Annotated in this window: 12 protein-coding genes; 5 read left to right on the top strand and 7 right to left on the bottom strand. The window is 71.4% G+C overall.

The features are described 5' to 3' along the window. Positions 1-55 precede the first annotated feature (55 nt). A complete protein-coding gene (locus LNK82_RS44825; RefSeq protein WP_230572905.1) occupies positions 56-2,881 on the bottom strand; it encodes a glycoside hydrolase family 9 protein in 2,826 nt (941 codons plus the stop codon). A gap of 300 nt (positions 2,882-3,181) precedes the next feature. Here LNK82_RS44825 and LNK82_RS44820 point away from each other — a divergent pair, with 300 nt between their 5' ends. Continuing rightward, positions 3,182-4,048 (top strand): LLM class flavin-dependent oxidoreductase, encoded by an 867-nt coding sequence (locus LNK82_RS44820; protein ID WP_230572904.1) that lies wholly within the window; start codon positions 3,182-3,184, stop codon positions 4,046-4,048. Between the two features lie 79 nt (positions 4,049-4,127). Here LNK82_RS44820 and LNK82_RS44815 read toward each other — a convergent pair whose 3' ends face one another. Continuing rightward, complete coding sequence (locus tag LNK82_RS44815) at positions 4,128-4,637, bottom strand: carboxymuconolactone decarboxylase family protein (RefSeq protein ID WP_230572903.1); 510 nt, start codon at positions 4,635-4,637, stop codon at positions 4,128-4,130. 136 nt (positions 4,638-4,773) lie between these two features. Further along, a complete protein-coding gene (locus tag LNK82_RS44810) occupies positions 4,774-5,394 on the bottom strand; it encodes a hypothetical protein (RefSeq protein ID WP_230572902.1) in 621 nt (206 codons plus the stop codon). A 340-nt stretch (positions 5,395-5,734) separates the two neighbouring features. Here LNK82_RS44810 and LNK82_RS44805 point away from each other — a divergent pair, with 340 nt between their 5' ends. Beyond that, the gene (locus tag LNK82_RS44805) at positions 5,735-6,802 is read left to right on the top strand and encodes a glycoside hydrolase family 19 protein (protein WP_230572901.1); all 1,068 of its coding nucleotides are present in this window, start codon (positions 5,735-5,737) and stop codon (positions 6,800-6,802) included. Between the two features lie 39 nt (positions 6,803-6,841). Here LNK82_RS44805 and LNK82_RS44800 read toward each other — a convergent pair whose 3' ends face one another. Further along, entirely contained in the window at positions 6,842-7,432 is a 591-nt protein-coding gene (locus LNK82_RS44800; RefSeq protein WP_230572900.1) for an alpha/beta fold hydrolase, read from the bottom strand. A 268-nt stretch (positions 7,433-7,700) separates the two neighbouring features. On the opposite strand from LNK82_RS44800, the gene LNK82_RS44795 reads away from it, so the two are divergent. After that, entirely contained in the window at positions 7,701-8,441 is a 741-nt protein-coding gene (locus LNK82_RS44795) for a lytic polysaccharide monooxygenase (protein ID WP_230572899.1), read from the top strand. Between the two features lie 87 nt (positions 8,442-8,528). Further along, positions 8,529-9,095, top strand: a complete 567-nt coding sequence (locus LNK82_RS44790) for a DUF305 domain-containing protein (RefSeq protein WP_230572898.1) — start codon at positions 8,529-8,531, stop codon at positions 9,093-9,095. Here LNK82_RS44790 and LNK82_RS44785 read toward each other — a convergent pair. Together LNK82_RS44785 and LNK82_RS44780 are read right to left on the bottom strand one after the other, a co-directional pair. Further along, complete coding sequence (locus LNK82_RS44785) at positions 9,092-9,994, bottom strand: RluA family pseudouridine synthase (protein WP_230572897.1); 903 nt, start codon at positions 9,992-9,994, stop codon at positions 9,092-9,094. The genes LNK82_RS44790 and LNK82_RS44785 overlap by 4 nt on opposite strands. Positions 9,995-10,431: 437 nt before the next feature. Further along, the gene (locus LNK82_RS44780) at positions 10,432-11,007 is read right to left on the bottom strand and encodes a DUF4386 domain-containing protein (RefSeq protein ID WP_230572896.1); all 576 of its coding nucleotides are present in this window, start codon (positions 11,005-11,007) and stop codon (positions 10,432-10,434) included. A gap of 92 nt (positions 11,008-11,099) precedes the next feature. Between LNK82_RS44780 and LNK82_RS44775 the strand changes: the two genes are divergently transcribed. Beyond that, positions 11,100-11,753 (top strand): TetR/AcrR family transcriptional regulator, encoded by a 654-nt coding sequence (locus tag LNK82_RS44775; RefSeq protein WP_230572895.1) that lies wholly within the window; start codon positions 11,100-11,102, stop codon positions 11,751-11,753. On the opposite strand, the gene LNK82_RS44770 is transcribed toward LNK82_RS44775, so the two are convergent. Further along, positions 11,737-12,360 (bottom strand): DUF4230 domain-containing protein, encoded by a 624-nt coding sequence (locus LNK82_RS44770; RefSeq protein ID WP_230572894.1) that lies wholly within the window; start codon positions 12,358-12,360, stop codon positions 11,737-11,739. The genes LNK82_RS44775 and LNK82_RS44770 overlap by 17 nt on opposite strands. Positions 12,361-12,365: the final 5 nt, after the last annotated feature.

The following is a 12,365-nucleotide window of genomic DNA, read 5'->3' as shown; positions in this document are numbered from 1 at the left end:
CCCCCCACCGCTCATGCGGTCGGTCCGTGGTGCCGGACCGTCCGTTCTGCTCGGGTCACCCCACGGTGCAGGGGTTCCCGTTCACCCGGAAGTCGGTCGGCGGGGTCGTCGAGCCCGACCCCGAGGAGTTGAAGCCGACGTTGACCGAGCCGTTGACCGGCACGTTGGCGTTCCACCCGACGTTCGTCGCGGACGCCGCCTGACCCGACTGGGCCCACGTGGCCGACCAGCCCTGCGTGATCTTCTGGTTGCCCGGCATGGTGAACTCCAGCTTCCACGACGTCCACGCCGACGGGCTGGTGTTCGTCACGGTGATGTTCACCGACATGCCCGTGGACCAGGTCGAGGCGCGCCAGACCACCTTGCAGTAGCCGGCCACCACGTCCGGCTTGGTCCGCACGCTCACCTGCGGCGACATCGCCGAACGCAGGTTCGCGCCGTTCTTCGCCACCACGGTGAAGGTGTACGCCGTGTTCGGCCGCAGCCCCGTCAGCGTCGCCGTCGGCGAGGTGACCGTGGCGACGACGCGCAGCGCGTCACCCTCGATGGAGATGACGTCGTACTCCTTGACGCCGCTCTCCGGGTCGGTGGACGCCGTCCACGTCAGCTTCGTGCCCGTCGCGGTGGTGTCGGAGGCCACCGGGGTGCCCGGGGTCGACGGCGCGGTGGTGTCGACCGGCGGCGCGGTCGTGACCTTCTCCGCCGCCCAGTTGGCGATCCACGCGAGCGCGGAGTTCCAGTTGACCGTGACCTCGTTCACCGAGTACGCCTCGATGTGGTCCACGAAGCACTTCTGCGCCTTGCACCCCGCGAGCAGGCGAGCGGCGATCGGGTCCTGCAACGCGCTGTTCGGACCACCCGAGAGCGCGCCGGGCGGCGCGGTCGGGAGGGTCGGCTCCAGCTGGTTCGCCCAGTGCCGGTGGTGCACGTTCTTCACCGGCTGGTCGCCGTAGCCCGAGACGTACGAGTACGACATCGGGTTGCGGCCCAGCAGGTAGTTCAGGCCCTGGAACACGCCCGCGCGGTACTTGGCCGCGCCGGTGAAGTCGTGCGCCAGCGCGAGCACCGAGATGTTGTTCGCGACGAGGCCGTTGGAACCCCAGTCGTAACCCGTGGGCGTGAGGTATGGCGCGGGGTAGCCCTGGGTCGACATCTGCGACAGGTGGGCGTCCGCGACCGTGGTGAACGCCGACTTGATCGCCGTGACGTCCGCGGCGGGCAGGCCGTTGGGCACGAGCGCCAGCGTGATGTCGCCCAGCGGGCCGGTGGAGCCCCAGTCGAAGCCGCGCGCCGTCAGGCTCTTGCCCTTGAAGTGCGTCGACGACGTGAGGTCGCTGCGGTAGGACGCCTCACCGGTGGTGGTGAACATCTCCGCCGCGGCCCAGTAGAACTCGTCGGTCAGGATGGAGTCGCTGTAGGAGCCGCCGCCGGTGCCGTCGTTCGGGTCGGCGATCTTGTTCGGGTTCGCCTTCGCCGCCGCGTACGCCTTGGTGGCCGCCGCGAGCGCCTTCGCCGAGAACGCCGGGTCGATCGTCTTCCAGATGCGCGCCGCCTGCGCCGCCACCGCGGCCGTGTTCAGCGTCGCGGCCGTGCTGGTCGCGGACAGCCTGCGGGCCTGCGGGTCCTCGTGGGGGAGCAGCGGCAGGCCGGTCCAGTTCTGGTCGTGGATCTTGTGGTGCACCATGCCGTCGGGCGCCTGCATCTTCAGCAGGAACTCGACCTCCCAGCGCGCCTCGTCCAGGATGTCCGGCACCCCGTTGGCCTTCTCCGGGATGTTCAGCTTGCCGTCGCCCAGCGCCGCGGCGTCGCCGATCAGCTTCGCGCGCTCGTAGGTGTTGAGCACCTGCCAAGCGGAGATGCCGCCGTTGACGACGTACTTGCCGTGGTCGCCCGCGTCGTACCAACCGCCGCGCACGTCCAGCGTGTAGCCGCAGGTGATGGTCGCGAGGCAGGGGACGTTGTTGTCACCCTGGTTCGGCGCGACGTTGAGGTGGCCGGCGGGGCGCGCGTACTGCTCGCCCACGTACTGCGCCTCGATCGGGATGCCGCTGCGGTTGTGGTAGAAGTACGCCAGCGAGTCGTACCGCAGCTTCTTGATCTCGTCCGTCGCGATGTCGAACGGGAAGCTGGTCTCGGTGCCGACGGTCAGCGTGTAACCGGTGCCCGCGGTGTCGTACGACGAGAAGTCGATCAGGTGCGTGGAGTCGCCCGATTCGGCGTCCGCGCCCTTCGGCGTCGTCTGGCCCGAGGCCACCGTCGTGCCCGCGGAGTTCTTCAACGCCCACGGCTGCGCGGTGGTCGCGTCCGAGGTCAGGGTCGCGTGCTTGGGCAGGCCCGGCACGTAGGCGACCTGGTTGACGTTGATCTTCTTCGGCGGGTTGACCGGGTCGCCGCCCGGCGGCTTCACGCCGCCGACGAGGGAGACGTTGTCCACGCAGACCGTCGTGTCGGCCGCCTGCGCGCCCAGGTGGAACGTGACCTGCCCGGGCCCCGCGTCCGGGAAGTCCAGCTCCGAGGTGAACGTGAAGGTGAAGCGCTGCTTCGTCGTGGTCAGCGCGACGTCGTGCTTGGCGATCTGCCGGTATGGGCTGACGCCCTCACCGGCCACCGCCGCCGCCGGCCTGGCGACCGAGGCGTACGCGTCGAAGGTCATCGTGTAGGACTGGCCCGCCTCGAACGGCACGCCGTTCTGGCCGATCAGGGAGTCCCACGGGTTGACCGTGCCGCCGGTGACGGTGGCGCACAGCTCGCCGTTCGTGACGCGGTTCGACACGCCCGCGCTGGCCCACCACGGGTCGGCCGAGCCGCTGTTGAACGAACCGTTGACGAGCCGTTCGTAGTCCGCCGCGTGGGCCGTTCCGGACGCTAGCGCGCCGCTCACCGCCACTAGTGCGAGGGCTGCGGTGGCCTGGCGGCGCCACCGGGGAGAAGGAAGCGATCTCATGGACTTGGGTCTCCTCCGTCTGCTCTGACGGTTGACGACGCTTCTGGGAGCGCTCCCTGGGAGCGCTCCCAGGGACTCTAGAGTGACTCGGCTTACATTCACAACCCTGGATTTGACCTCCAGTTAGCTGGAGGTCACACATTGTGAGCGTTCACTTCGGGTCGTTCTTCGAGATGAGGTGCGCGCAATGCGTTCGACAGGGTTCGACGGGATGAGCGCTGCCTTCGTGGTGGCACGATGACGCACGTCGGGATCACGTTGCCGGGCTTCGGGGCCGACGCGGTGGAGCACGCGCAGCACGCCGAGGGGCTGGGGCTGGAGTCGGTGTGGCACGGCGACCACCTGATCCCGGTGAACCCGTTCCCGGACGCGACGTTGGTCCTCGCGACGGTCGCCGCCACGACCACTCGGATCAAGCTCGGGTTCGGCGTGATGGTCCTGCCGCTTCGGCCGGTCGCCTGGGCGGCCAAGCAGGTCGCCACCTTGCAGCACCTGTCCGGGGAACGGGTGCTGCTCGGCGTCGGCACCGGTGGTGACGCCCACGGCGAGGCGGCGTGGCGCGCGGTCGACGTGCCGTTCGCGGAGCGTGGCCGGCGGCTGGACGCGGCGCTGGCCGTGCTGCCGGACCTGGTGCGGGGCGAGGCGGCGTCGGTGCACGGCGCGGACGTCGTGCTGTCGCCGGGCGCGGCGATGCCGCCGGTGCTCGTCGGGGGTGGCGGCGGGGCCGCGCTGCGGCGGGCGGCGCGGTTCGGAGACCACTGGTACCCGGCGTTCGTGCCGTTCCGGGCGGTCTCGTCGGGGGTGGCGCGGTTGCGGGAGCTGGCCGAGGAGCACGGGCGGCCGGTGTGCGGGGTGACGGTCGGGGTGAGCGTGGCGCTGGGCGACGTGCCCGCGTCCGCGGTGGAGCACCGGATCCGGTCGATGACCGACTACGGGCTGACCGAGCGGCAGGCGCGGGAGGTGCTCGTGACGGGGTCGGTCGACCAGGCCCGCGACCACTTCGGGCGGCTGGCGGAGGCGGGCGCGGACCGCGTGGTCGCGATGCCGTTCACCGAGGACCGGTTCCGCCAGGCCGAGCTCGTCGCGAGCGCCGCGGTGGCGTGACGACCGAGCTGATCCCGCGGGCCGATGTCGACCGGTGCGCGGAGCTCGTCGGCGGATCCGGCGGCTCGGTGATCCCCGATCAGCGGCGGTCGATGATCGCGGCGTAGCCGTGGGGCACGATGGTCTCGGCCATCTGCCGGTACGCCTCCGGGTCGTCGGGCGCCCACGTGGCCAACCCGTCGACGTAGCGGTTGGCGGCGCAGAACATCGCGGCGATCAGCACGGTGTCGTGCACCTCGATGTCCGTGGCGCCGTTGTCCTTCGCCTTGGCGACCATCTCGGACGTCACCGCGCGCCCGCTGTCGGTCACCGCCGTGGCGATGTCGAGCAACGCCAGCATCTTCGGCGTGTGCTCGTAGTCCTCGGGCAGTTGCGCGGCGGCGAAGGCGCCGTGGGAGCCGGCGCAGAACTTGCACTTGTTCAACTCGGAGACGTGCGCGGCGATCAGCTCGCGCTCGCCGCGGGACAGGTCGCTCGGGCCGCGCAGCATCACCTCGGTGAGCTCGGTGAGCGGTCGGCCCGTCTCGGGGCGGAAGTTCATCAGCCCGGCCATCCCGGGCAGGTCGTTGTGCAGCTCGATGTGCGGCATGTGTCCAGTGTTCCGACTGGGGGAGGCCAGGTCGAGCGGCGATCGGGCGAAAACACAACACAGTTATGTTACGTGTTCGCCCGACTCGCCGACCCGGTTCACCTGGACGGACGGCGCTTCCCGCGTCCGATGCGCGTCAGGCGCAGGCGTTGCGGTCCACCTGGTAGGCCGGGGCGTTCCGCTCGGCGCGCACCGGCGTGGTGGAGGTCGCCGTGGCGACGCCGTCGACGACGGCGTGGGTGACGCGTTCGCCGTCGTAGAGCCGCGGGTCGGTCGTCCGGTCCACCGCACCCAGGACGGTCACGAGGAGGCGTCGGCCCTCGACGTCCACGCAGCCGTACCGGCTGACCGCGCTCGCGCCGCCGCCCTCGGTGAGCCTGAGCGTCGCGCCGTCCGGCGTGGTGATGGGCCGCAGCCGCCTCGCGTCCAGGCGCCACACCGTGAAGTGGTCGGTGTTCGCGCCGCGGACCTCGTTCACGACCACCTCGTCGCGGCCGTCGCCGTCCAGGTCGGTGATCCGCGGCGGCAGGGCGCCGAACGTGCTGTCCACCGGCATGAAGGCGCTGATCCGGAAGCCGCGGACGACGGCGGTGAGCTCCTGCTTGGTCGGGTCGGTCGCGGCCACCCGGACGGAGATCCGGTCCGCCCGGCCGTCGCCGTCCAGGTCCGCCGTGACGATCCCGTCGCCCGGCGCCGTCCCCCACAGCGCCGGCACCGCCGCGACGAGCGCGAACGCGGGCGCAAATGCCTTCAGCACAACGATTCCCCCTGTTTTCGGGCACCACGAAGACACCTCGTGGCACCGGTTCCCCCGGACGCGATCGCGTCGACAACCAGGAGACGGGCGGTGACCGGCGCCGTTCCACGGTGTGGCGCACGTCACAGTCGAGGTCGGCTGTCGATGAATGTCCTCTGTGGACGGACGGGTGGGCGCGACCGCGTCGGAGTGGTGGTGCCGCCGTTCGTGTGAGCGCTCCCACGGGGTCGGCGCGAATGTGCGAATAATTCGCTTTCACCCTTGACTGGTGTAGACCATTTCCGGTTGAGTGGCCCCCGTCACACGTCCGAGGGCGCTCGAACGGAAAAGAGTGATCTTTGTGTCGAGATTCCGCGCAGTGGCGGCGATCGCCGCTTTCGTGGTCGGGGCGGCGCTGACCGTCGCGGTGGCCAACACCGCCGCCGCGGCGGCCTGTGCGTCCGCCTGGACCTCGTCGGCCGTCTACACCGGCGGCATGACGGCGTCGCACGCCGGGCACAACTGGCAGGCCAAGTGGTGGACCCAGAACGAGACCCCGGGCTCGGCCGCGGTCTGGGCCGACCAGGGCACCTGCGGCGGTGGCACGACGCCGCCGCCCGCCTGCGACCACCCGGCGTGGGTGCAGGGCCAGTGGTACACCGCCGGCAGCATCGTGCGCTACACCGACGGCAAGTACTACATCGCCGAGCACGACAACCCGGGCTACGACCCGGTCATCAGCACCTGGTACTGGAACCCCCACAGCTGCGGCTCGACCCCGACCACCACGACCAGCACGCCCGCGCCGGGCGGCTTCGTGGTGAGCGAGGCGCAGTTCCGGCAGATGTTCCCGAACCGGAACCCGTTCTACACCTACGCCGGGCTCACGGCCGCGCTCGGCGCGTACCCCGGTTTCGCCAAGACCGGCTCGGACACCGTCCGCAAGCAGGAGGCGGCGGCGTTCCTGGCCAACGCCAACCACGAGACCGGCGGGCTGGTGCACATCGTCGAGCAGAACCAGGCGAACTACCCGCACTACTGCGACGCGGGTCAGCCCTACGGCTGTCCCGCGGGCCAGGCGGCCTACTACGGCCGCGGTCCCATCCAGCTCAGCTGGAACTTCAACTACAAGGCGGCGGGCGACGCGCTCGGCCTGCCGCTGCTGACCAACCCGTGGCTGGTGCAGAACGACGCCTCGGTGGCCTGGAAGACCGCCCTCTGGTACTGGAACACGCAGTCCGGCCCGGGCGCGATGACCCCGCACAACGCGATGGTCAACGGCTACGGCTTCGGCGAGACGATCCGCAGCATCAACGGGTCGCTGGAGTGCGGCGGGCGCAACCCGGCGCAGGTCCAGAGCCGGGTCGACGCCTACCAGCGGTTCGTGGGCATCCTGGGCGTGCCCGCCGGCGCCAACCTGTACTGCTAGGGGTGGTGACGGGGGTCGCGCGGCGGCCCCCGTCCCGCGTCACCGGTCCAGGTGCGCGAGCACGGCCCACCCGAACGACCCCGGCGACTCGACCCACGGCAGGTGGCCCGCGCCGGGCAGCACGACCCGCGCCACGTCCGGCAGCGCGGCGGCCGGCGAGTCCACCGCCCACCCGGGCCGCACGTCCGCCGCGCCGTCCACGATCAGCGTCGGGACGTCCAGGCCGCGGCAGCGGGCCATCAGTTCCTCCCCGTCCCACCCCTGTCCGGCGCCGGAGACGCAGACCAGCGACGAGACCCGGTCCGGGTGCGCCAGGGCGTAGCTCAGCGCCACGTCCGCGCCCCGGGAATGGCCCAGCAGGGCCATCCCCGGCAGTCCGAAGTGGACCCTGACGGCCTCGAGGTCGGCGAGCGCGCGGGCCACCGGCCCCTCGGACCCGTCGCCGTCGCGCCCGCCCCAGCGGATCACCCGCACCCGGTCGGCCGGCAGCGCGGCGAGCCCGTCGAACGCGTCCCCCGGTCCGGGGTCGCCGTGGCACAGCACCAGCGGCTCCCGCCCCGCGTCGGCGCGTCCCGATTCGGCCGCCCACAACACGCGGCCGTCGTCCGCGATGACCTCGTGCTCCTCCATGCGGCCCAGTGTCGGTCAACCGGCCGCCGGATCACACCGGTGGGACCAATCGAGTCGACGGGCGACGCGTTCACAGTCAGGGCTGCGCGCGGCTGGACCAGTCGGTTCAGATCCTTGACCCGGATGACGTTCACGATTATGGTCTAGACCACATCGCGGAGTGTGACGCACCGTTCCCGGTTCGTCACGCGTCGCGTGTTCCGGCCGCCGCGGAAATGGACCCTGCCTTGGAGACCCCCTCCGGGTTTCCTCCGAAGGAGCTGGACACATGAGCCTGAAACGCAAGCTCGCGGTGGCACTGGCCGCCGTGGGCATCACCCCGTTCTTCGTCGTGATGTCGGCGGGGACGGCGAGCGCGCACGGCTACATCTCGTCGCCGCCCAGCAGGCAAGCGATGTGCGCGCAGGGCCGAGTCTCCAACTGCGGCCCGATCGTCTACGAGCCGCAGAGCGTGGAGGGCCCGAAGGGCCAGCGCAACTGCCACGCCGGGTTGAGCCAGTTCGCCCAGCTCAACGACGACGGCCGGGCCTGGCCCACCACCCAGGTCGGCAACAGCGTGACGTTCAACTGGACGCTCACCGCCCGGCACGCCACCAGCACGTGGGAGTACTACGTCGGCGGCACCCGGATCGCCGAGTTCAACGACGGCGGCAGGCAGCCCGCGGCCACCGTGACGCACAACGTCAGCCTGGGCGGTCGCACCGGCCGGATCAAGCTGCTGGCCATCTGGAACATCGCCGACACGCCCATGGCGTTCTACTCGTGCGTCGACCTCCAGGTGGGCTCCGGTGGCGGCACGCCGACCACCACGACCACGCCGACCACCACCACGCGGCCGACGACTACCACGACGCAGCCCCCCGCGGGCGGCACGTGGGCGGCCAACACCGCGTACTCGGTCGGTTCGCAGGTGACGTACGGCGGCGTGGGCTACCGCTGCATCCAGGCCCACACGTCCCTCGTGGGCTGGGAGCCGCCGAACACCGCGTCCCTGTGGCAGCGGCTCTGAAACCCTGACGCAGAGCCGATGTGACCGCAGCCCGTCCGCGCCGACCCTGTGACGGCGCGGGCGGGCCGTCCGGCGAAGGAGACGACCTTGCGACGCCTCGCAGCCCTGGTGGCCGGTGTGCTCGTGCTGGCCGGTTGCGGCTCCACCCCCGCGGCGACCCCGCCGCCGGCTCCGACCGTGGTGGAGAGCAACGAGTTCAACCAGACCGACGTGATGTTCCTGCAGATGTCCGTGCCGCACCACAAGACCGGGCTGGAGATCGTGCGCCTGGCCGAGGACGGCCCCGTGCGCGCGGAGGTGAAGACCCTGGCCGCGGCCATCGAGGTCACCCAGCTGTCCGAAGTGGACTCGATGACGAAGTGGCTCGCCGACTGGCAGCAGCCGGAGACCGCGGGCGACGACCCGCAGCTGCACGCCGGCCACGGCGGCGACCACTCCACCAGCCCGGAGGCCATCGCGGAAGTGGCCGCGACCGGGTCCGCCGAGTTCGAGAAGGCGTTCCTCAACCTGCTCATCGGCCACCAGCACAACGCGGTGGCGATGGCGAAGCTGGAGAAGGAGGGCGGCGTCAACCCGCAGGCGAAAGAGCTGGCGGAGCGGATCTTCCAGTCCCGCACCGCGCAGATCGCGCAGATGCTCGGCTACCTGGACTAGAGGTCGAGCCGGAGGCCGCTGGTGAAGCGACGGTGCTCGCCCGTCACCGGATCGGTGAACTCGAGCACCTTCGCCAGCAGTTGCAGCGGCTCGGTGAAGTCGTCCAAGGGCTTCTCGCGCAGGACGGGGTAGAAGTCGTCGTGGCGGATCGGCACGCCGAGCGACGCCATGTGCAGGCGGAGCTGGTGCGTGCGGCCGGTGAGGGGCACGAGCCGGTAGCGGCCCCAGCCGTCGCGGTGCTCGACCAGTTCGACCCGCGTCTCGGCGTTGGGCGGACCGGGCACCTCCTGCGCGGTGATGACGCCCTTGACCTTGACGATCCGGCTGCTGACGGTCCTCGGCAGCGTCAACGCGGGGTCGTGCGGCGCGATGGCCTCGTACTCCTTGCGCACCGCGCGGTCGGCGAACAGGGTCTGGTACTTGCCGCGCAAGGTCGGTTCGACCACGAACATGACCAACCCGGCGGTCACGCGGTCCAGCCGGTGCGCCGGGCTCAGGTGCGGCAGCCCGAGGTCGCGGCGCAGCCGGACGAGCGCCGTCTCGACCACGTGCTTGCCGCGCGGGATGGTGGCCAGGAAGTGCGGCTTGTCGACCACGAGGATGGCGTCGTCGCGGTGCACGACCCGGATCTCGAACGGCACCGCCACCTCGTCGGGCAGGTCGCGGTGGAACCACACCGCGCCGCCGGGCGTGAACGCGGCGTCCGGCGCGATGGGCCCGGCGAGGTCGTAGACGCGGCCTTCGGCGAGCATCAGGTCGATCCGCTCGGGCGCGACCCGGGGCAGCCGCTCGACCAGGTGATCGCGAACGGTCGCCCACGGCCCCTCGTCGGGGAACCGCAGGCGTGCCGGGTCGAGGCCGTGGCGCTGGTCGAGCGGCGGCCGGAGCTTGCGCCTCATCGTCGGGCAGCATACGCCGTTCCGGACCGGCGCCCCGGTGTCCTCCGGCACGCCGGCGGTCGACGTGATCGCAGGTCCGGGACGGGGAGGGCACCATGACCGAGGACTCGGAAGGCCGACCGGAGCCCGCGCTCGGCGAGCACGTCGAGACGATCCGGCTCAACCCCTGGTCCCGGGGGTTCGGCACGGCAGTGGCGTTCGCGGTGCTGCCCGCGTTCTTCGGGATCCTGCTGCTGTTCCGGGCCGACGGGGACGTGCTCGCCCTCGTCGGCGGCATCCTCCTCACCGCGCCGGCGGTCGGGATCCTGGCGCTCCGCGAAGTCCGGCAGAGGGTGCTGCTGATCGGTCCACGCGACCGAGGCGGGCAGCACCCCCGTGCCCGCCTTGCACCGCGAGACCGTCCTCGCCTCGGCCAGGGCGGGCGGCGCGACGATGCGCTAGCGCGCCATCGCCGGTTCCCGGTCGACCTCGGACCGGGCGGCGAACCCCTTGGCGATCAGCAGCACGCCCAGCGCGATCTCGAACAGGCCGCCCGGGACGGACAGCGCCACGCCGACGCCGTAGCCGAGGACTTCGAGGACCGCGCCCAGCAGGAAGACGGCGTAGCCGACCACGCCCCACACCGCGATGGCGCGGGGGACCAGGCGGGCGCGGAGCAGGACCCGGCAGAACAGCACGCCCACCGAGCCCACGGCCATCATCGCGACCTGGTAGCTGTAGTGGTTGCCCGCCGGCACCGGTTCCGGCAGCAGCAGGAAGACGACGCCGACGGCCAGCAACGCCGCCTCCACCGCCCGTCCGACCAGGTACGCGTGCGCGGTGAGCTCGCTGTGCGGCCGCAGCACCGGGAACGCCAGCACGCCGATGCCCGCCACGATGGCCGAGTTCGCCAGCATGAGCAGCGCTCCCACCGGAACCGACGCCGAGCCGGCCAGGGCGGTGCCGATGCCGTACGCGAGGAACGCCAGCAGGAACAGCGCTCCGATGGCCCGTCCGGTGGTTCTCGATGACATGGGTCTTCCCTCCGACGGCGACGCACCAGCCTTACTAAGTAAGGCGGACGGTACCGTACAAAGTACGAACCTGTCACCACCGGAGGTCACGAGTGCCGAAGGGCGCACCGCTCAGCCGGGACCGCGTGCTGCGCGCCGCCGTCGCGATCGCCGACGCGGGCGGCATCGGGGCGTTGACCATGCGGTCGCTCGCCGACGCGCTCGAGGTCAAGCCGATGTCGGTCTACCACCACGTGGCGAACAAGGACGAGATCCTCGACGGCATCGTGGACCTGGTCTTCAGCCGGATGGAGCTGCCCACGCCCGGCGGCGACTGGCGGCGGGAGATGGTCAAGCGGGCGAACTCCGCGCGCGAGGTGCTCGGACGCCACCCCTGGGCGGTCGGGCTCCTGGAGTCGCGCACCGCGCCCGGTCCGGCGACGCTGCGGCACCACGACGCGACCATCGGCACCCTGCGCCACGCCGGCTTCACCGTCGCGCTCACCGCGCACGCCCTCGCCCTGCTGGACAGCTACGTGTACGGGTTCGCCGTGCAGGAGGCCGCGCTCCCGTTCCACGGCCCCGATTCCGCGACCGAGGTGACGGGGGACATCATGCGGCGCTTCGCGTCGGGCGAGTACCCGCACCTCGTGGAGATGGCGACCGAGCACGTCCTGCGGCCCGGCTACGACTTCGCCGACGAGTTCGCGTTCGGGCTGGGCGTGGTCCTCGACGCGATGGCGGCCTGGCTCAGTCCAGGTTCGTGAACTCGACCTGGTACCCCAGCGCGCCGAACATGCCGGTCAGCATCTTGCGGGTGTTGTCGTCGGCCCGCTGCACCAGCCCGGACTCCCGCGCCGCGTCGGAGATCTTCTGCTCCGCCGCCACGTAGAACGGCTGCTGGTCCTGCGTCTCCACCAACGACGCCAGCCGGTCGAACAGCCCGCGCTCCTGCGCGAACACGTAGCACCGCTCCTGGTCCAGGTTCGGCTTGTCCAGCACCGCACCGGGCAACGCCAGCTGCACCTTGCGCGCCTCGCCGGACGCGTTCGTCGGCGAGACCCGCAGCGCGTCCTCGGCCAACCCGCCGAAGTCGACGTAGGCGTTCACCGTGCCGGCCGCCACGAACAGCGTCCGCTGCCCGGCCAACGCCGACGGCACGTACCGGACGTCGCGCTCGATGTCGAGCACCACCTGGAACTCGCCCGCCGAGGCGTGGTACTGGCTCAAGTCCCGCAACGACTGCAGCAACGCCGGCTGGCTGCGGTCGATCGTGTCCGCGCCCGTCAGGAACCGGGGCACCACCAACACCGCCGCCACCAGGACCCCGACCACCACCAGCACCGCCGCCGCCACACCGATGCGCCATTTCATGCCGG

It is taken from the genome of Saccharothrix luteola (assembly GCF_020859565.1).
In the GTDB taxonomy this organism is placed as follows: Bacteria; Actinomycetota; Actinomycetes; order Mycobacteriales; family Pseudonocardiaceae; genus Actinosynnema; species Actinosynnema luteola.
The sequence above is the reverse complement of the archived record's forward strand: the minus strand, read 5'-3'. Positions and strand labels throughout refer to the sequence as shown.

Coding starts and splice junctions, on each gene's coding strand:
- LNK82_RS44820 (WP_230572904.1), top strand. CDS start 3,182: ATGACGCACGTCGGGATCACGTTGCCGGGCTTCGGGGCCGACGCGGTG.
- LNK82_RS44815 (WP_230572903.1), bottom strand. CDS start 4,637: ATGCCGCACATCGAGCTGCACAACGACCTGCCCGGGATGGCCGGGCTG.
- LNK82_RS44800 (WP_230572900.1), bottom strand. CDS start 7,432: ATGGAGGAGCACGAGGTCATCGCGGACGACGGCCGCGTGTTGTGGGCG.
- LNK82_RS44795 (WP_230572899.1), top strand. CDS start 7,701: ATGAGCCTGAAACGCAAGCTCGCGGTGGCACTGGCCGCCGTGGGCATC.
- LNK82_RS44785 (WP_230572897.1), bottom strand. CDS start 9,994: ATGAGGCGCAAGCTCCGGCCGCCGCTCGACCAGCGCCACGGCCTCGAC.
- LNK82_RS44780 (WP_230572896.1), bottom strand. CDS start 11,007: ATGTCATCGAGAACCACCGGACGGGCCATCGGAGCGCTGTTCCTGCTG.
- LNK82_RS44770 (WP_230572894.1), bottom strand. CDS start 12,360: ATGAAATGGCGCATCGGTGTGGCGGCGGCGGTGCTGGTGGTGGTCGGG.